The organism is Massilia cellulosiltytica (genome assembly GCF_047325105.1).
GTDB classification, from domain to species: Bacteria; Pseudomonadota; Gammaproteobacteria; order Burkholderiales; family Burkholderiaceae_D; genus Telluria; species Telluria orientalis.
Window position 1 is genome coordinate 7,026,021 of the sequence record NZ_CP168562.1, and the last position, 17,720, is coordinate 7,043,740.

16 protein-coding genes are annotated in these 17,720 nt (G+C 66.7%); 10 read left to right on the plus strand and 6 right to left on the minus strand.

The features are described from left to right. Nucleotides 1–23 precede the first annotated feature (23 nt). On the plus strand, nucleotides 24–683 hold the full coding sequence (locus ACEN9H_RS30940; RefSeq protein WP_371763143.1) for a hypothetical protein: 660 nt from the start codon (nucleotides 24–26) through the stop codon (nucleotides 681–683). Nucleotides 684–734: 51 nt separating this feature from the next. Here ACEN9H_RS30940 and dacB read toward each other — a convergent pair whose 3' ends face one another. Together dacB and ACEN9H_RS30950 are read right to left on the minus strand one after the other, a co-directional pair. Beyond that, the gene (gene dacB, locus ACEN9H_RS30945) at nucleotides 735–2,315 is read right to left on the minus strand and encodes a D-alanyl-D-alanine carboxypeptidase/D-alanyl-D-alanine-endopeptidase (protein WP_413673218.1); all 1,581 of its coding nucleotides are present in this window, start codon (nucleotides 2,313–2,315) and stop codon (nucleotides 735–737) included. Nucleotides 2,316–2,344: 29 nt separating this feature from the next. Beyond that, a complete protein-coding gene (locus ACEN9H_RS30950; RefSeq protein ID WP_056126046.1) occupies nucleotides 2,345–3,583 on the minus strand; it encodes a nucleoside recognition domain-containing protein in 1,239 nt (412 codons plus the stop codon). Nucleotides 3,584–3,795: 212 nt separating this feature from the next. On the opposite strand from ACEN9H_RS30950, the gene ACEN9H_RS30955 reads away from it, so the two are divergent. The 3 genes from ACEN9H_RS30955 (at nucleotide 3,796) to ACEN9H_RS30965 (ending at nucleotide 9,639) form a co-directional block, all read left to right on the plus strand. After that, on the plus strand, nucleotides 3,796–5,598 hold the full coding sequence (locus ACEN9H_RS30955) for an ABC transporter substrate-binding protein (protein WP_413673219.1): 1,803 nt from the start codon (nucleotides 3,796–3,798) through the stop codon (nucleotides 5,596–5,598). Nucleotides 5,599–5,740: 142 nt separating this feature from the next. Then, a complete protein-coding gene (locus tag ACEN9H_RS30960) occupies nucleotides 5,741–8,503 on the plus strand; it encodes a TonB-dependent receptor (protein ID WP_413673220.1) in 2,763 nt (920 codons plus the stop codon). A gap of 179 nt (nucleotides 8,504–8,682) precedes the next feature. Continuing rightward, nucleotides 8,683–9,639: a S66 peptidase family protein gene (locus tag ACEN9H_RS30965; protein ID WP_413673221.1), complete on the plus strand. Its 957-nt coding sequence runs from the start codon at nucleotides 8,683–8,685 to the stop codon at nucleotides 9,637–9,639. Between the two features lie 92 nt (nucleotides 9,640–9,731). Here ACEN9H_RS30965 and ACEN9H_RS30970 read toward each other — a convergent pair whose 3' ends face one another. Continuing rightward, nucleotides 9,732–10,634 (minus strand): LysR family transcriptional regulator, encoded by a 903-nt coding sequence (locus ACEN9H_RS30970; RefSeq protein WP_413673222.1) that lies wholly within the window; start codon nucleotides 10,632–10,634, stop codon nucleotides 9,732–9,734. 95 nt (nucleotides 10,635–10,729) lie between these two features. On the opposite strand from ACEN9H_RS30970, the gene ACEN9H_RS30975 reads away from it, so the two are divergent. After that, nucleotides 10,730–11,251, plus strand: coding sequence for an ester cyclase (locus ACEN9H_RS30975; protein ID WP_371763150.1), 522 nt, complete (start codon nucleotides 10,730–10,732; stop codon nucleotides 11,249–11,251). A gap of 10 nt (nucleotides 11,252–11,261) precedes the next feature. After that, on the plus strand, nucleotides 11,262–12,056 hold the full coding sequence (locus tag ACEN9H_RS30980) for an SDR family NAD(P)-dependent oxidoreductase (RefSeq protein ID WP_056126054.1): 795 nt from the start codon (nucleotides 11,262–11,264) through the stop codon (nucleotides 12,054–12,056). Between the two features lie 4 nt (nucleotides 12,057–12,060). Here ACEN9H_RS30980 and ACEN9H_RS30985 read toward each other — a convergent pair whose 3' ends face one another. Further along, nucleotides 12,061–12,660 carry an FMN-dependent NADH-azoreductase gene (locus ACEN9H_RS30985; RefSeq protein ID WP_413673223.1) on the minus strand — a complete coding sequence of 200 codons (600 nt, stop codon included), beginning with the start codon at nucleotides 12,658–12,660 and terminating at the stop codon, nucleotides 12,061–12,063. A gap of 113 nt (nucleotides 12,661–12,773) precedes the next feature. Between ACEN9H_RS30985 and ACEN9H_RS30990 the strand changes: the two genes are divergently transcribed. Together ACEN9H_RS30990 and ACEN9H_RS30995 are read left to right on the plus strand one after the other, a co-directional pair. Then, the gene (locus tag ACEN9H_RS30990; protein WP_413673224.1) at nucleotides 12,774–13,682 is read left to right on the plus strand and encodes a LysR substrate-binding domain-containing protein; all 909 of its coding nucleotides are present in this window, start codon (nucleotides 12,774–12,776) and stop codon (nucleotides 13,680–13,682) included. 50 nt (nucleotides 13,683–13,732) lie between these two features. Beyond that, a complete protein-coding gene (locus ACEN9H_RS30995; protein WP_413673225.1) occupies nucleotides 13,733–14,158 on the plus strand; it encodes a MarR family winged helix-turn-helix transcriptional regulator in 426 nt (141 codons plus the stop codon). Nucleotides 14,159–14,186: 28 nt separating this feature from the next. On the opposite strand, the gene ACEN9H_RS31000 is transcribed toward ACEN9H_RS30995, so the two are convergent. Next, nucleotides 14,187–14,729 (minus strand): PaaI family thioesterase, encoded by a 543-nt coding sequence (locus tag ACEN9H_RS31000; protein ID WP_413673226.1) that lies wholly within the window; start codon nucleotides 14,727–14,729, stop codon nucleotides 14,187–14,189. Between the two features lie 131 nt (nucleotides 14,730–14,860). Here ACEN9H_RS31000 and ACEN9H_RS31005 point away from each other — a divergent pair, with 131 nt between their 5' ends. Further along, a complete protein-coding gene (locus ACEN9H_RS31005; protein ID WP_036233287.1) occupies nucleotides 14,861–15,304 on the plus strand; it encodes a MarR family winged helix-turn-helix transcriptional regulator in 444 nt (147 codons plus the stop codon). A 99-nt stretch (nucleotides 15,305–15,403) separates the two neighbouring features. Further along, nucleotides 15,404–16,591, plus strand: a complete 1,188-nt coding sequence (locus ACEN9H_RS31010; protein ID WP_413673227.1) for a thiolase family protein — start codon at nucleotides 15,404–15,406, stop codon at nucleotides 16,589–16,591. 157 nt (nucleotides 16,592–16,748) lie between these two features. On the opposite strand, the gene ACEN9H_RS31015 is transcribed toward ACEN9H_RS31010, so the two are convergent. Beyond that, the gene (locus ACEN9H_RS31015) at nucleotides 16,749–17,648 is read right to left on the minus strand and encodes a LysR family transcriptional regulator (protein WP_413673228.1); all 900 of its coding nucleotides are present in this window, start codon (nucleotides 17,646–17,648) and stop codon (nucleotides 16,749–16,751) included. Nucleotides 17,649–17,720 lie beyond the last annotated feature (72 nt).

The following is a 17,720-nucleotide window of genomic DNA, read 5'->3' on the forward strand; positions in this document are numbered from 1 at the left end:
ACGCCCACGCGAAGGAGAAAGAGATGAAGAGTTCGTTGTTGTCCGGTTTTATCCTGCTGATCATGGCCGCGCTGGCCGGTTGCGGCACCGACGCCGGCAGCCGGTTCGCCGCGCGCGACACGACGGTCGAGTACTACCGCGTATTCGACATCAAGACCGACGCCGCACGCGAGGCCGTGGCCAGTGCCGCCACCGAAGGCCTCAACCGCAACGTGAAGGAAGCCTCCATCGCGACGCCGGCCGCCGAGGCCACCGATCTACCGGGCCACTTCAAGATGGCCGACCCGACGAGCGCCGCGCCCGGCACCGCCGTCGACAAGAGCCCGAGCTGCGAAGGCGCCGCCTGGACCGCCAAGGCCGCCCCGCAAGTACGCGGCGGCGACAACATGAACATGGTCGCCTGCCTGTTCCCGTACAAGAACGGCTACCACCTCGACATGTACGCCGTTTTCACGAAGCCCGAAGGCGGCTGGCTGTCCTGGCCGCGCCGGGTCGGAGGCATGATGCTCGGCACACCGGAAAAATTCACCGAGACCACGATGCTGGACATCGTGCGCACGATCCGCGCGAACACGAAGGCGCAGGTGTCGCTGGTGGAAGCGAAGCCCAATCTGCCGGGAACGCCGTGGCTGGAGGGTGGTGACGCGCCGCTCGCCGCAGCCGGACAGGTCAGCAAGCCGTAGGGTGGGCGGCGATACGCGACGGCGGCACCGTCGAGACCGCCATCGGCACCGTTACGGCGTCGCAGCGCCGTTCGCCGAGTTCGTAACTGCAGGTACGGCCGACGGCGTCCCATCCAGCCGCGCAACCCAGTCGACGAGCGCATCGAGCACGGCCCGGCCGCGCCCATTGCCGACCCGGTCGCTGTTGACGAAGGCGACGAGCACGCACTGCCTGCCGTCCGCATCCGGCACGTAACCGGCCAGCGCGACGACGTTGGACAGCGTGCCCGTCTTCAGGCGCGCGCGGCTGGCGGCGGGGCTGTCGTGCAGGCGGCGGCGCATCGTGCCGTCCACGGCCGCGATCGGCATGCTGGCCTGGAGTTCCGGCGCCCAGTTGCTGCGCAGGCCAGCCTGCAGCAGGCCCGCCATCTGGACAGGCGTGATGCTTTCGATGCGCGACAGGCCGGAGCCGTTTTCCACGACGAAGCCGGCGTCGTCGATGCCGTGCGTGCGCATCCAGGCGCGCACGACCGCCTCGCTGCGGGCAAGCGTCGTAAGGGTCGTGCCGGATGTGTTGGGCTGCGGATGGCTGCCCAGCACGGGGTCGGGCTCGAGTGCGCCCAGGCTCAGGAAGAGCAGGCGGGCGAGGGTGTTGTCGGAGGGCTTGTTGATGTCGCGGATGACTTCCGGCAGCGGGCGCGACGCGTGCTCGGCCAGCAGGCGCGCGCCCGGCGGCGTGGCGCCTTCGACGGCCGTGCCGGTGATGGTGCCGCCCAGCGTCTTCCACTGGCGGCGCACGAGGCGGGCGACGTATTCCTGGCGGTCGATCACGTTGATCGATTCGCTGGCCACGCAGTTTCTCGGGAAGGTGCCGTGCAGCACGACCTTGATGCCGCCGCCCGGACGCGGCACGGCTTCCGGCAGCTTCCACCCGTTTTCCCAGGTGGCGCAGTCGGCATCGATGAGCTTCATGTCCGTGTCGACGGTGACGCCGTCGAGCTCGGGCTGCATCGCGACGCGCACGCGCGTGGCCGGCTTGCCGTCCGGGCGCGGCGTCGAGCGGATGTCCAGTTGCAGCATGTTGCGGTTGACGAACAGCGCGTCCGGGATGGCGTTGTAGTAGGCCTCCGGCGACTCGTCGAACGGCGGCACGCCGACGTCCGCGCGCGCCGGATTGAACAGCGTGCGGTCGATGACCAGGTTGCCGTCGATCCGGCGGATGCCCTGGTAGCGCAGGGCGCGCAGCATGGTCGTCAACGTCTCGGTGGACAGGTCGACGTCGGCGCCGCCGCGCAGCACGAGGTCGCCGTGCAGCACGTCGCCCTTGACCTCGCCCGTCGTGCGCATTTCGGTGCGGCCGCGGAACACGGGGCCCAGCTGCTCGAGGGCGACCAGGGTGGTGACGAGCTTCATCGTCGACGCGGGATGCAGCGGATGGTCGGCCAGGTGCGACAACACCGTCTTGTCGCCGCGCAGGACGAGCGCGCTCACGGCATCCTCGGGAATCGCCGCCGCGCGCAGGGCGTCCGTGACGGGAATCGGCAGCGGCGTCGTCATCGACGCCGGCGGTGACGGTTGCAGTTGGGCCGCGGCCGGCATGCCGATGCCCAGCAGCGCGGCGGAGAGAAGAGTCAGTGCGTGACGACGAAGCATGCCTGTCCTTTTTGTTCTTGCTATAGCCATTATCCGAAGAACACGTAGGCCACCGAGATGGCCGCGATGATGCCCGCAAAGTCGGCGATCAGCCCGCAGGAAATCGCATAGCGCGTCTTGCGCACGCCGACGGAGCCGAAGTACAGTGCGACGATGTAGAACGTGGTGTCCGCCGAGCCCTGGAAGATGCAGGCCAGGCGGCCGACGAACGAATCGACGCCATACGTCTTCATGGCGTCGATCATCAGCGCGCGCGACCCGCTGCCGGACAGCGGCTTCATGAGCGCGGTGGGCAGGGCGGGCGTAAACGCGGTGTCGAGGCCGGCCATGCGGATGAGCCATTCCAGGCCCTGCACGACGAAGCCGAGCACGCCGGCATTGCGGATCACGGAGATGGCGACGAGCATGCCGACGAGGTAGGGGATGATCGTGAGGGACGTCTGGATGCCGCCCTTGGCGCCTTCGATGAACGCCTCGTACACGTTGACGCGCCGAATCATCGCGCCGACGATGAACACGACGATGATGGAGAACAGGATCAAATTGCTCGCGACCTTGGAGACGGTCTCGATTTCCGGCTTCGTGAGGTATTGCGTGAAGTACCAGATCAGCGTGGCGATCGCGGCCGTCATGCCGCCCAGCCAGCCCAGCACGACGCCGTTCAGCAGGTTGATGCGCTGGCGGATCGACACGGCGATGATGCCGGCGACCGTGGCGACATAGGTCGCGATCATGCACGGGATGAAGATGTCGGACGGGTCTTTCGCGCCGAGGATCGCGCGCTGCGCCATGATCGCGAGCGGAATCAGGGTAAGGCCCGACGTGTGCAGCACGAGGAACATGATCTGCGCGTTGCTGGCCGTGTCCTTGTTTGGATTCAGCGTCTGCAGGCTTTCCATCGCCTTCAGGCCGAACGGGGTCGCGGCATTGTCCAGGCCCAGCAGGTTGGCGGAAAAATTCATCACCATGTGGCCCGTGGCCGGGTGGTCCTTCGGCACCTCCGGGAAGATGCGCGAAAAGAAGGGAGAAATCACTTTCGCCAGCCAGCCGACGGCGCCGGCCTTTTCGCCGATGTTCATGATGCCGAGCCACAGGGTCATCACGCCGGCCAGCGGCAGGGCGATGTCCATCACGCCCATCTTGGCCGCGTCGAAGGTGCCGTCGATGATGCGCTTGAAGATCTCGGTGTCTCCGAGGAAGATCCATTGGGCCAATGCCGCAACGAAGCCGACGAGGAAGAAGCCGATCCAGATGTAATTTAAAGCCATGGGTGTCGTAGTTTCGGCGGCTGATGCCGCCTGAGCTCGATTGTGCAGCGGAGAGTATAGGCGCTGAGCAAGCTGCACTGATGAAAGTATGGGCTAGGGATATGTAAAAAAGTTATGCGCCTCTGGAAAGCTTGGCGTTCTGTTATCGCGCTGCCGTATTGCCTGGGTCCAAGGCCTGAGCCTATGATACGCAACGCTTCCAGGACCTCGCCATGCCGACTCGCCGCTCCTTCCTCGCTTCCCTGCTGTTCACCGCTCTCGCCCCATTCGCCGCCGCGCAAGGCCCGCAACCCAAGGTCCTGCACATGTTCCTGTCGACGAGCGAGACAGGCATGGACCCGGCCGTCGCGTCCGACATCGCCACGTTGTCCCTGCTGGAAAACCTGTTCGATCCGCTGCTGCGCTACGACTACCTCGCGCGCCCCGTCAAACTGCAGGGCGATGGCGCGAAGGACCTGCCCGAGATCTCCGCCGACGGCCTGACGTACACGTTCCACATCCGCCCCGGCATGCGTTTTACGCCCGACCCGGCGTTCAAGGGGCCGCCGCGCGAGGTGACGGCGGCCGACTATGTCTACAGCATCCAGCGCCTGTATGACCCGACCCTGAAATCGCCGTGGTCGTTCATGTTCGAGGGAAAACTGCTGGGCGATGCGGCGTGGAAGGACCGTTTCAGCTACGCGACGGGCATCCCGGGCCTGCAGGCCATCGACCGGTACACGCTGCGCATCCGTCTTTCCGAGCCGGATAACAATTTCCTGTTTTACCTGGCCACGCCGGCGACCGGTGTCGTCGCGCGTGAAGTGGTCGAGGCGTATCCGGGCCAGGCCGGCAATCACCCCGTCGGCACGGGACCGTTCATGCTGGGGGACTGGAAGCGCAGCGACCGCATCGTCCTCGTCGCCAATCCCGCGTCGACGTCCGTCTTTCACTCCAGCGTGGCGACGGACCCGGCCGCCGATCCCGCCGACCGCGCCATCGCCCGCGCGCTCGAAGGCCAGAAGCTGCCGCGCGTGGACAAGGTCGACATCAAGATCGCGGAAGAATTCCAGGGCCGCATGCTGGGCTTCCTGAACGGCGAATACGACTACCTGGAGCAGGTGCCGGAATCGATGACAGACATGGTCATCAGGAACGGCAAGCTGAAACCCGAGCTCACCGCGCGCGGCATGCAGCTGTACCGCTTCCCCGTGCTGCAGACCTACTACATGTGGATGAACATGGAGGATCCGGTGCTGGGCGGCTATTCGAAGGAGAGGGTGGCGCTGCGCCGTGCGATCTCGCTCAGCTACAACAGCGCCGAGGACATCGCGCTGCTGAAACAAGGGTTCGCGATCAAGGCCGAATCGCCGCTGCCGCCGGGCGTGCTGGGCTATGACCCGAACTACCGCAGCCCCGTCCCGTACGATCCGGCGATGGCGAACGCGCTGCTGGACCGCTTCGGCTACGACAAGCGCGACCCCGATGGGTTTCGGCGACAGCCGAAGGCGGGTGGCGGCACGGAACCGCTCACGCTGCAGATGAGCAGCGAAGCGACGGTCGGCGGCCGCCTGCGCGACGAACTGTGGCGCAAATGCCTGAATGCCGTCGGCCTGCGCGTCGTGTTCAAGTCGGACAAGAAAACCGAGATCATCAAGGCATCGCGCCTCGGCAAGGTGCAAATGTTCGAGAGTAACTGGATCGCCGACTTCCCCGACGGCGACAATTTTTACCAGCTGCTGTACGGCCCCAATGCGGGACGCGCCAACTACGCGCGTTTCAATCTGCCGGCCTACAACGAACGCTACGAGCAGGCGCACGCGCTCAAGGACGGTCCCGGGCGCCAGAAGCTGTACTTCGAGATGAACCAGCTGATCCACGCCTATAACCCGTGGGTGCCGCTGACGCATGTGCTCTCGGCAGATATCCGACAACCGTGGCTGAAAAACTACAAACGCCACCCTGTCGAATTCACGCAATGGCGTTATCTGGATGTCGATGTTGCGGAAAGGACACGTGCTGCACGAGGGAAGTGATACTTTTTGCTAGATTGACTACGTGAAATATTCCCTGCAGTTATAGTCAGCGCCGGAATTTTCATTGGCTGGGCGCGCGTCAGTGCGCTTACCTTTGAATCAACAATTCATGCCAACGTCATCGTGCACCAAGGAGAGCCACGTGAAGTTAAAGAAGCTAGCGACCATGATCGCCGTGATCGGTACCGCAGCCCCGGCCGTCGCGCAGCAAGCGCAAACGGACAAGCCGATCCAACGCGTCGAAATCACGGGTTCCAGCATCAAGCGCATCGCCACCGAAGGCGCGCTGCCGGTACAGACGATCACGATGGACCAGCTGGACAAGCAGGGCGTCACGAACGCGGAACAGCTGATGCGCCTGATTTCGGCCAACGGCACGGGCGCCGACAATATGACTTCAGGTAATAACGTGTTCGGCGCCGATGCCGACCGCGTCAGCGGCGGCGGCTCGTTCGCGTCGCTGCGCGGCCTGGGCCCGACCGGCACCCTCGTGCTGATCAACGGCCGCCGCATTTCGGGCTACGGCCTGTCCGGCAAGGCGGTCGACCTGAACACGATCCCGCTGGCGGCCGTCGCCCGCATCGAAGTGCTGAAGGATGGCGCGTCCGCGATTTACGGCACGGACGCCGTCGGCGGCGTCATCAACTTCATCCTCAAGACAAATTACGAAGGCGTGCAGGCGAATGCCACCGGCAACTGGACGGAGCACGGCGGCGGCGCCACCCGCCGGCTGCAGGTCGTGGCCGGCCACGGCAACCTGGACACCGACCGCTTCAACGTCATGGTGGCCGTCGGCTACGACCGGAACAACGAACTCGATTCGCACCAGCGCTCGTTCGCCAACGGCTACCAGCCGGCGCGCGGCCTGTCGCCGGACACCACCGGCACCCCGGTCGCCAACCAGCTGACCGGCGCCGGCACCGCGCTGGGCTCGAACTTCCAGATGCCGGGCGATCCGAACAAATACCTGCAGGCCGGTCTCCTCTCCCTGCAGGGCAAGTGCGACAGCGTGCAGGGCATGAACCAGTACGCGACGGCGCTGTGGAAGGACGTGACGTCGCCGCTGCGCTCGACCTATTCCTGCGCCTACGACTACGGCGGCGACTACGTGATGCAGCTGCCGACGGAGCGCACGAACGGTGTCGCCCGCGCCACGTTGCAGGTCAACCCGGATCACCGCGTGTTCGCCGAAGCCGTCGCCGCGCACACGAATTCGCTGGCGATCCTGACGCCGGCGCAGATTTCCACGTCGCTCGCGAACGGCAACGCGTATCCGGTGGGCGGCCCGTACTACCAGGACCTGTCGCCGTACATCGCGTCCTTCGACAAGACCAAGCCGATCATCTACAAATGGCGCGCCTGGCCGCTGGGTAACCGCACGCAGAACTACACGACCGACACCGTGCGCCTGATGACGGGCGCCGAGGGCGTCCTCGCCGGCAAGTGGGACTACAAGATCGACCTGTCGCACAGCGAGAGCCACACCAAGACGGACCTCGTCGACGGCTATGCCTACACGAGCGCGCTGTACCAGGTGCTGGGCAGCGGCGTCGTGAACCCGTTCGCCGCGCCGTCGCAGGGCCAGAGCGCCGCCGCGATGCAGGCGCTGGAAGGCACCAAGTTCTACGGCCGCCTCCAGCACGGCAAGACGACGCTCACGCAGTTCAATGCCTCGATCTCGGGCGAGATCTGGCAACTGCCGGCCGGCCCGCTGCAGGGCGCGATCGGCACCGACCTGCGCCGCGAAGGCTATGGCTTCGCGCAGGACGTCGACGCGACCAAGATCCTGCTGGCGCCGGGTAACGCGAACCAGGACACGGTCAACCGCAACGTCAAGGCGATCTACACCGAGCTCGTGGTCCCGGTCATGAAGAACCTGGAACTGCAGCTGGCGCTGCGCCGCGACGACTACAGCCTGATCGGCGCGACGACGAATCCGAAGATCGCGTTCAGCTATCGTCCCACGAGCTGGCTGATGCTGCGCGGTTCGGCCAACAAGGGCTTCCTGGCGCCGAGCTTCGCGCAGCTGTATTCCGGCCGCCTGGACCAGGAACTGCCGAACGGCGTGTCCGACCCGGTCGGCTGCGCGTCCCACCCGGGCGACCCGCGCTACTGCGCGATCGAGCGCCTGAACTACTTCAGCGGCGGCAACCCGAACCTGCGTCCGGAGACCTCCAGGCAGGGCACCCTGGGCTTCATCGTCGAGCCGAACGCGAACTTCTCGATGTCGGTCGACTACTGGGCGATCAACGTCAAGGACCGCATCCTGAACCGCACGCCTCAAGTCGTGCTGGCCAATGCGGCTGCGCTGGGCGAGTACATCCACCGCAATGCGGACGGCACCATCGATTACGTCGACGCGGGCTGGATCAACGCGGCCGGCCTCAAGACGCGCGGCGCCGACGTGGGCCTGCGCGGCCGCGGCAACCTGCCGGACGGCTGGCGCTGGAACGCGACCCTAGACGGCACCTGGACGCAGAGCTACCAGTTCGCCGAGTTCGAAGGCCAGCCGTACGTCGAATACGCCGGCAATTTCTACACGCGCGATATCTACCTGCGCTGGAAGCACAACGCCACGTTCAGCGTGAACAAGGGCGCGTGGAGCTTCCTGCTCAGTAACCTGTACCGCGACGGCTACAAGGACCAGGTGCCGAACGGCGGCAAGGGCACGCCGCCGGCCGGCTTCAATCCGCACGTCGCCAGCTATACGACGTGGGGCCTGTCGACGACGTACACGGGCTTGAAAAACACGACGGTCACCGTCGGCATCCAGAACCTGTTCGACCGCGACCCGCCGTTCACGGCGCACAACGTGGACGAAGTCGTGGGCGCCGGCTGGGATCCGCGCGTGGCCGACCCGCGCGGCCGCTCGCTGAGTTTCGACGTCAAATATCGCTTCTTCTAATCGGTAGCGCCAGTATCCTTGGCACGACCTGCGGCCCGCGACCCTGGAAGCCACAAGCTTCCGCGGCGCGGGCCGTTTTACTTGAACCTCATTCCATGAACAGCAGGCGACGATTCAACGCGATGATGGCGGCGGCGCTGCTGCTTCCGTTCGCGCCTGCACGGTCCGCATCGAGAAAAATGACACCACTGATCAAACCACCGCGCCTGCGCCGCGGCGACGTCGTCGGCCTCGTCGCACCGGGCGGCTACACGAGCGACGCCTCGATCGAGAAGGCCGTGCAGCACATCGAGGCGCTGGGCTTCCGCGTCAAGCCGGGCACGTACCTGCGCGACGTGTGGGGCAATTACGGCGGCACGGTCGCGGCGCGCATCGCCGACCTGCACGCGATGTTCCGCGATCCCGAGGTGAAAGCCATCTGGGCGATCCGCGGCGGCTCCGGCTGCATCTCGCTGCTGCGGCACCTGGACTACCGCCTGATCCGCACGCATCCGAAGGTCTTGCTGGGTTACTCCGACATCACCGCGCTGCACCTCGCCATCCACCGCCACGCGGGTCTCGTGACGTTCCACGGCCCGGTCGCATCGAGCACGCCGTCCGGGTATTCGACGGAGCACCTGCTGGCCGTGCTGATGGAGCCGAGAGACGCCTACACGATCCCGATGTCGGCGGAGAACGACCGCCGCGCGCTGGAAGAGCCGTGGTACGCGACGCGCACCGTGCACGGAGGCGTCGCCGAGGGCCCGCTCATCGGCGGCAATCTGTCGCTCGTGAGCGCACTGGCGGGCACGCCGTACGCGGCGGATTTCACGGGCGGCCTGCTGTTCCTCGAAGAGGTGAACGAGGAGCCGTACCGCATCGACCGCTGGATGACGCAGCTCGACCTGGCGGTCGGTTTCGACAAGGCGGCCGGCGTCATGATCGGCATCTGCGAGAATTGCGGGCCGCAGGGCGACGGGCCGTCGCTGACCCTGGACGAGACCCTCGACGTGCACCTGCAGCCGCTGCGCGTGCCGGCGGTGACGGGGTATTCGTTCGGGCATATCCGCAACCAGTTCACGATGCCGGTCGGGATCCGGGGCCGGCTGGATACGGAGGCGCGGACGGTGACGTTGCTGGAGGCGGCCGTCAGCTGAAGACCGTCGTTCCCGCGGAAGCGGGAACCCATGCTGAGCGTCCGTAGCGTACTCGGTATGGATTCCCGCGTGCGCGGGAATGACGTTGGTTGCTACCACCGCCACGCCGCCTTCAACCTCTCCTTCAGATACTCCACGAACACCCGCACCCGCGGCGCCAGATTCCTCTGGTGCGGATACACCGCATGCAGCGGCGCCGCCGCCATCGCGTGGTTCGGAAGCACACGCCGCAACCGCCCGGCCGCCAGGTCATCCCCCACGTCCCAGATCGATTTCAGCGCGATGCCGCTGCCGGCCAGCGTCAGCTGCTGCGCGGCGCCGCCGTCGTTCGTGAGGAAGGCGGCGTCCACGCGCACGGGTGCGGTCTCGTCGCCGTCGAACTTCCAGTCCGTGCGGCGTTGATCGCCGATCACGATGCAGCGGTGGCCCGCCAGTTCGGCCGGCGTGCGCGGTTCGCCGTGGCGCTGCAGGTACGCCGGCGACGCGCACAGCACGCGGTAGTTCGGCGCCAGCGCGCGCGCGACGAGCGAGGAATCGGCCAGCGCGCCGTAGCGCACGCCGAGGTCATGGCCGCTGTCCAGCAGGTCGACGACGGCATCCAGGAGCTCCAGCTGGATCGTCACTTGCGGATGCAGCTCCTGGAACGCGGCCGCAATCGGCGCCAGCCAGCGCCGCCCGAATTCGCCCGGCGCCGTGATGCGCAACAGGCCGTGCACGCCGTCGCGGCGCTGCGCGAGCAGGGCTTCGGCCTGCTCGACCTCGTCCAGGATGCGCAGCACGCGCGCGTGGAACAGCCGGCCTTCGTCCGTCAGCGTCTGGCGCCGCGTCGTGCGCTGCAGGAGGCGCGTGCCCAGGCTCGCTTCCAGCAAGGACAAGCGCTTGCTGACGACGGACACGGGCACGTCCAGCTCGCGCGCGGCGGCGGACAGGCTGCCGGCCGAGACGATCCGCGCGAATGCGACGAGGGCAGGGAAGTTGTTGGCGAGCGTGTCCATCTTGCGCTTTTTGGAAACAATGATTTCGTATTCTGCCGCTATTTTTCGTTCAGCGTGAAATCTATGATGGACTCATCGAATCAAGGAGCTCGAACATGAAATCCATCCCCATCCTCGCCGCCATGCTGGTCGCGCTGCCGGCCAGTGCGGACGAACCACTCGTCAGCGCCCGGCAAGTCATCGTCGACCCGTCGCTGCCGCCGGCCCGGCGTGACGCGGACATGCAGGCGGCGCGCCGCTACGCCACGTTCTGGCACACTGGCGATGAACGCTTTGCCCGCGCCGCGCTCGCAGCCGATTTCACGGACCGCACGCTGCCGCCGGGCCGCGCGCAAGGCGTGCCGGGGCCGTTGGCCGCGTCGAAATTCGTGCGCACGGCGATCCCGGACCTGCAGGCCGACCTGCTACAACTGATCGTTGCGGGCGACCGCGTCACCGTGCACTATCGCTTCCACGGCCATTTCACGGGACGGTGGGACACCACGCAGGGACAAGGGCAGGCGGTCGACTTCATCGCCACCGACATCTATCGCATCGCGGACGGGAAGATCGCCGACAACTGGCACATCGAAGACAACCTCACACTGATGCAGCAACTGGGCCTCGTCGCCCGCTGAAAGGGACATCATGCACATCGATTTGACCGGCAAGACCGCACTCGTTTCCGCTTCCACCGCCGGCATCGGCCTGGCGACCGCCATCGGGCTCGCCGACGCGGGCGCCACCGTCATCCTCAACGGGCGCTCCAGCGATGCCATCGAACGTGCCCGCGCGGCCGTGCTGGCGCGGGTGCCGGGCGCGCAATTGCGTGGCGTCGCCGCCGACCTTGCGACGGCGGAAGGCGCCGCGGCGCTACTCAACGCCGAGCCGCACGTGGACATCCTCGTCAACAACGCGGGCACGTACGGGCCGCAGGATTTCTTCGAGATCGACGACGCCACGTGGGAGCATTTTTTCCAGCTGAACGTGATGTCGGGCGTGCGCCTCGCGCGGCACTACCTGAAAGGGATGCTGGAGCGGGACTGGGGCCGCGTCGTGTTCATCTCGTCGGAATCGGGGCTGAACATCCCGGCCGACATGATCCACTACGGGATGACGAAGACGGCGCAGCTGGCCATCTCGCGCGGGCTGGCGAAGCTGGCGGCCGGCAGCGGCGTCACCGTCAACGCGGTGCTGCCGGGGCCGACGCTGTCGGAAGGGGTGCGCGCCATGCTGGAAGGCGCGGCGAAAGAAGCCGATACGTCGGTCGAGCAGGCGGCGACGGACTTCGTGCGCACGCACCGCCCCAGCTCCATCCTGCGCCGCGCGGCGAGCGTGGACGAGGTGGCGAACATGATCGTCTACGTCTGCTCGCCGCAGGCGTCGGCCACGACGGGCGCGGCGCTGCGGGTGGATGGCGGGGTAGTCGATACGATCGCGTAGACGTTTACGCGACCACTTCGTCGATCTGCGTGGCCACTTCGTCGAAGGCGGCAGTGGCGCGGTCCTCGCCCATGTTCACGCCTTCGGCGTAGATGAACTCGACGTCCGTCATGCCCATCAGGCCCAGCACGCCTTTCAGGTACGGCACTTGCGAGTCGCGCTCCGTGTCGCGGTAGATGCCGCCGCGGGCCAGGCCCACGTAGACTTTCTTGCCGGTGACGAGGCCTTCCGGGCCGTTTGCCGTATAGCGGAAGGTCTGGCCGGCGCGGGCGACGGCGTCGATCCACGATTTGATTTGCACGGACACGCTGAAGTTATACATCGGCACGCCCAGCACGATCACGTCGGCGCGTTTCAGTTGCGCGATCAGCGCGTCGTCCAGTGCCACGCGGGCGCTTTGCTCCGGCGTGCGTTGCTCGGCGGGCGTGAACAGCGCGGACAGCGCGGCTTCGTCCAGCACGGGGTGCGGGTCGCGCGCCAGGTCGCGCAGCTCGACCGTCGCTTCCGGATGACGTGCCTTCAGGCGCGCCGTGATCGCGTCGGCGACGCGGGTGGAGTTCGAACCGTTGGCACGGGCGCTACCGTTGATTTGCAGGATGTTCATCGTGTTCTCCAGAAGTGTTGGGTCGATGGAGAACATTGTATTGAGACTCTTCGACGGGATTAAGCCGGGTTTCCGGATATCATTGTTCCATTTATGGGACGGGAGTCTGGGCCATGGTGGATGCAAACGATCTGATCCTGTTCGTGCGGGTCGTCGACGCGGGCAGTTTTTCGCAGGCGGCCGAGCGGGCCCACCTGCCGAAGTCGACGCTGTCGCGCCGCCTGACCCTGCTGGAAGAAGCGCTGGGCGAAAAGCTGTTCGTGCGCAGCACGCGGCGCGTGGCGATCACGGCGTTCGGCGAGCGCATCCTGGAGCATGCGCGCCGCCTCGTCGACGAAACGGAGGAAGTCGCGGCGCTGGCCCAGCACCGGCAGGAAACGCCGCACGGCGACTTGCGCGTGTCGATGCCGCCCGACCTCATCGAATTCGACTTCGTCGCCTTCTGCCAGGCGTTCCAGGCGCGCTATCCGGCCGTCCGGCTGCGCATCGACCTGTCCCCGCGCCGCGTGGACCTCCTGAGCGAACGTTTCGACGTGGCCGTGCGCGCCGCCCAGCACCTGCCCGACGATACGACGCTCGTCGCACGCAAGCTGTTCGACGTGGGCCAGGGTTTGTTTGCCTGCCCGGATTACCTGGCCGAACACGGCACACCGGCGACGCCCGATGACCTTGTCGAGCATGCCTGTCTTGCCTACGCCGGACACGACGGTACGACGCTGCCGTGGGTGCTGGCGCGCGGCGACGCGCGCTGGGAGCAGGTCGTGCAGGGACCGCTCGTATGCAATTCGCCCCGGTTGCAGCGCGAGATGGCGTACCGCGGCGCGGGCATCGCCGCGCTGCCGATCGACGCCGCCCTGCGCGACTGGATCGGCAACGGCCGCCTGCGTCGCGTCCTGCCCGACTGGTCGCTGCCGACGGCCAGCCTGTGGTGCGTGATGCCGGGACGACGTTTGATGCCGGCGCGCACGCGCGTGTTCGTCGACATGTTGCAGGCGCACATGGATGCCCTCATGAACGGGTAATTTCTGTGAAAACGCTTGACGCGTGTGCGTACGCACATAAAACTATGCCCATGACCGCTTCCGAACGACTCATTGCCTGCAACTGCTTCGCCTCCCGCAAGGCGGCGCGTCTGATTACGAAGATGTATGAAGACCACCTGTCGCGCGTGAACCTGACGAGCACGCAGTTCTCGATCCTGGTCTACGTCGACGAGGTCAAAGAGGCCTCGATGAAGGACCTCGTCGAGGCGATGGTGATGGAGCGCACGAGCGTGATCCGCGCGCTGCAGCCCTTGGCCCGCGACGGCCTCGTGGCCATCGGACCGCATGAGGAAGACGCGCGCCGCAACGTCGTGCGCCTCACCGACGCGGGCCGCGCCAGGCTGGCGGAAGCGATGCCCGTGTGGCAGACGGCGCAGGCGGAATTCGAGAGCAAGTTCGGCGCAGGGCTGGCCGGGGAATTGCGCCAGTCGTTGTCGACGCTGGCGTCCGCATGAATCCAGGGGTGGGCACGGCGTGCCCACCCTACCGGGCTTCGAATACCAAACACGTGGTCGTCGCATGCGCATACAGCCGGCCCTGCGCATCGACGATCTTCCCTTCCGCCGTCGCGAGCTGGCGGCCGCAATGGAGCACCGTGCCGATCGCGCGCAGCGGCCCGCCGTCGAGCCGCGCGCCGCGCACGAGATTCACGCTCAGCTCCGCCGTCGTGTAGGCGTATCCCGGTTCGAGCGCCGTCTGCACGGCGCAGCCGACGGCCGAGTCGAGCAGGGTCGCGTACCAGCCGCCGTGCACGGTCCCCATCGGATTCAGGTGTTTTGCCTGCGGCGTGCCCTGGAACGTGGCCTTGCCCTTCTCGACCTCGACGAGGAAGAAGTCGAGCGTCTCGGCGATGGGCGCGTACGGGAAGCGGCCGTCGAGCAGCGCTTCCATGATGGCCAGGCCCGTCATCCCGCGCGCTTCCTGCGCCGGCACGACGCCCGGACGTCCGCCGCCCCGCTCGATGCGCGCACGCACCGCGCGCAGTTGTTCTTCCCATTGTCGTGCCACCGTCGGCTGCGTCTCCATGCGATCCTCCTGTCGTGTGATTGGGTGTATATGCAAGGCTTCGGGCGGATTATGCACGGGTTCCGGCATCCCCGGGGTTATACTCGCTAGAGGGACGGCACTAACGCCATCCCGGCAATGGAATACCGTACATGACATCGAACGACCCCCTGTGCAACTGCCTCGCCCTGCGCCAGGCGTCGCGTTACATCACCGGCGTGTACGACCAGGTGCTGAGCGAGGCCGGCCTGCGCGTTACGCAGTTCTCCATCCTGTACAAGCTGCTGGGGCTCGGGCCGATGACGGTCAACCAGATGTCCGCCGAACTGGTCATGGACCGCACGACCCTCACCCGCAACCTCAAGCCGCTCGAGCGCGATGCCCTCGTGACGACCGGTCCCAGCGAGCACGACAAGCGCGAGCGCGTGATCGTCCTCACGCCGGCCGGCAAGGCAAAAGTAAAAGCCGTGCTGCCGCTGTGGCGCCGCGCCCAGCAGACCTTCGAACAGAACTTCGGCAGCGAACGCGCACTCGAACTGCGCATGCTGCTGCGCGCCGTCGTCGAGACGGGCATCCACGAGCCCGAAGTCAAATAAATCCGCTCGCCGGCAGGCCGCACGTCATGCATCTTTCAAAATACGTGTATATACTCCTATTTGCGTGATCCCGCCATCCACCCCGAAAGGAGAGTCATCATGTCTGCCCGCGACATCGTCCTGTGTGCCCCCGTGCGTACCGCCATCGGCGCGTTCAACGGTTCCCTGAAATCCATCCCCGCCGTCGAACTGGGCGCGGCCGCCGTGCGCGCCGCCGTCGAGCGCGCGGGCATCGCGCCGGACGCCATCGACGCGGTCCTGATGGGCAACGTGATCCAGGCGGGCAACCGCATGAACCCGGCGCGCCAGGCCGCGGTCCACGGCGGCATTCCCGTCAGCGTGCCCGCGATGACGCTGAACCGCGTGTGCGGCTCGGGCGCGCAAGCCATCGCGTCGGCCGCGCACGAGATCCTCGCGGGAGACGCCCATGTCGTGCTGGCCGGCGGCATGGAAAACATGGACCAGGCGCCGTACCTGATGCCGCAGGCCCGCTGGGGCGCGCGCATGGGCCACGCGCAGATCTACGACAGCCTGCTGCACGACGGCCTGAACGACGCGTTCTCCGCCCAGCACTCGGGCTGGCACACGGAGGACTTGGTAAAAGACGTGGATATCACCCGCGCCGCGCAGGACCGCTGGGCCGAGCGCTCGCAGCACCGCTTCTCGGACGCCCAGGCGGCCGGCGCGTTCGAGGATGAAATCGTGGCGATCGAGATCGCGGGCAAGCGCGGCGTGCAGCTGTTCGACACCGACGAAGCGAACCGCCCGGACACCACGCTGGAGACGCTGGCGAAACTGAAACCGGCATTCCGGCCGGACGGCACGATCACGGCCGGCAATGCGCCGGGCCTGAACAGCGGCGCGGCCGCCGTCATCGTCGCCGACCGCGCGACGGCCGAGCGCCTGGGGCTGCAGCCGATCGCGCGCCTCGTCGCCTCGGGCGTGGCGGCCGTGGAGCCGGGCATGTTCGGTCTCGGTCCGGTGCCGGCCGTGCAGAAAGCCCTTGCGCGCGCGGGGTGGAACGTCGGCGACGTCGACCGCTACGAAATCAACGAAGCGTTCGCCGCCGTGCCGCTGGCGGTGGCCAGAAAACTGTCGCTGGCGGAAGACGTCATCAATGTCGAAGGGGGCGCGGTGGCGCACGGTCACCCGATCGGCGCGACGGGGGCCGTGCTCACGGTGCGGCTGCTGCATGCGATGCGGCGCGGGCTGGCGCGGCGTGGCGTCGTCACGCTGTGCATCGGAGGCGGGCAGGGGATTGCGCTGGCGCTGGAGCAGATCGCATGAACACGCGGACGCTGAACAATACGCGGACGCTAAACAATACGCGGACGTAAAACGACGTCGTCCCCGCGCAGGCGGGGATCCAATTTTCAAGTGTTACGTTGACGCATGCAGAACCTGGGGCCCCGCCAAGGGGGACGCCTAGTCCGGGGGCGACGGATTACGCCGCCACCATCTCCCGCATCCGCTCCACCAAAAACTCCCTGAGTACCCTGACGGCCGGCGACACCTGCCGCCGGTTCGCCAGCACCATGTACAGCGGCTGGTTGTTGCCCTCCCAGTCCGCGCACACGATGCGCAATGCGCCGCTTGCGAGATCGGCCTGCACGTCGATGCGCGAGCGGTAGCACAGCCCCAGGCCGTCCAGTGCCCAGCGCCGCACGATCTCGGAATCGTCGGCCACGCGGTCGCCGCGCACCGTCACCTCGATCTCCGCGCCGTCCTTGTGGAAGCGCCAGCGGTCGTTGACCGCCTCGTCCAGCATGAAGCACAGGCAGTTGTGCGCGGATAGATCGTGCGGCGTCGCCGGCGCGCCGTGCCGCGCCAGATACGCAGGCGACGCGCACAGCACGCGGCGGTTCGTTTCCAGCAGCGGCAGCGCCACCATGCTGGACTCTCTCGGCTTGCCGAAGCGGAGCGCGATGTCGACCGGCTCGCGGTAAATGTCGGCCAGCCGGTCCGTCAGCTGCAACTTCAGGCGCACGGCCGGATGCCGTTCCTGGAATGCGTTCAGCCACGGCAGCACCACGTGGCGGCCGAGGTCGGACGGCATCGAGATCTGCAATTGACCCTCGATCGTGTTTTCTCCCGCACGCACTTCCGCCTCGGCGTCGCGCAGGCCGTCCAGCAGCGGGCGGCAGCGGGCCAGCAGGCGTTCGCCGGCCACCGTCAGGCGCATGCTGCGCGTCGTGCGCACGAACAGCGCCGTGCCGAGATCCGCCTCCAGCCGCTTCAGGCTCGCGCTGGCGACGGCCGGCGACAGATCCAGCAGGCGCGCGGCCGCGGACAGGCCGCCTTGCTCGGCCGTGGTGACGAACAGTTCGAGGTCGCGCAGATTCATTTTCAAATAAAAATTGAAATTGATTTCGTAATTGCGCAGTTTATCAAAAAGATCGAAGCGCCCAGAATGATC

Bases quoted from the DNA above. Each gene is read 5' to 3' on its own strand.
- ACEN9H_RS30940 (WP_371763143.1), top strand. From the start codon at position 24: ATGAAGAGTTCGTTGTTGTCCGGTTTTATCCTGCTGATCATGGCCGCG.
- dacB (WP_413673218.1), bottom strand. From the start codon at position 2,315: ATGCTTCGTCGTCACGCACTGACTCTTCTCTCCGCCGCGCTGCTGGGC.
- ACEN9H_RS30950 (WP_056126046.1), bottom strand. From the start codon at position 3,583: ATGGCTTTAAATTACATCTGGATCGGCTTCTTCCTCGTCGGCTTCGTT.
- ACEN9H_RS30955 (WP_413673219.1), top strand. From the start codon at position 3,796: ATGCCGACTCGCCGCTCCTTCCTCGCTTCCCTGCTGTTCACCGCTCTC.
- ACEN9H_RS30965 (WP_413673221.1), top strand. From the start codon at position 8,683: ATGACACCACTGATCAAACCACCGCGCCTGCGCCGCGGCGACGTCGTC.
- ACEN9H_RS30970 (WP_413673222.1), bottom strand. From the start codon at position 10,634: ATGGACACGCTCGCCAACAACTTCCCTGCCCTCGTCGCATTCGCGCGG.
- ACEN9H_RS30975 (WP_371763150.1), top strand. From the start codon at position 10,730: ATGAAATCCATCCCCATCCTCGCCGCCATGCTGGTCGCGCTGCCGGCC.
- ACEN9H_RS30980 (WP_056126054.1), top strand. From the start codon at position 11,262: ATGCACATCGATTTGACCGGCAAGACCGCACTCGTTTCCGCTTCCACC.
- ACEN9H_RS30985 (WP_413673223.1), bottom strand. From the start codon at position 12,660: ATGAACATCCTGCAAATCAACGGTAGCGCCCGTGCCAACGGTTCGAAC.
- ACEN9H_RS30990 (WP_413673224.1), top strand. From the start codon at position 12,774: ATGGTGGATGCAAACGATCTGATCCTGTTCGTGCGGGTCGTCGACGCG.
- ACEN9H_RS30995 (WP_413673225.1), top strand. From the start codon at position 13,733: ATGACCGCTTCCGAACGACTCATTGCCTGCAACTGCTTCGCCTCCCGC.
- ACEN9H_RS31000 (WP_413673226.1), bottom strand. From the start codon at position 14,729: ATGGAGACGCAGCCGACGGTGGCACGACAATGGGAAGAACAACTGCGC.
- ACEN9H_RS31005 (WP_036233287.1), top strand. From the start codon at position 14,861: ATGACATCGAACGACCCCCTGTGCAACTGCCTCGCCCTGCGCCAGGCG.
- ACEN9H_RS31010 (WP_413673227.1), top strand. From the start codon at position 15,404: ATGTCTGCCCGCGACATCGTCCTGTGTGCCCCCGTGCGTACCGCCATC.
- ACEN9H_RS31015 (WP_413673228.1), bottom strand. From the start codon at position 17,648: ATGAATCTGCGCGACCTCGAACTGTTCGTCACCACGGCCGAGCAAGGC.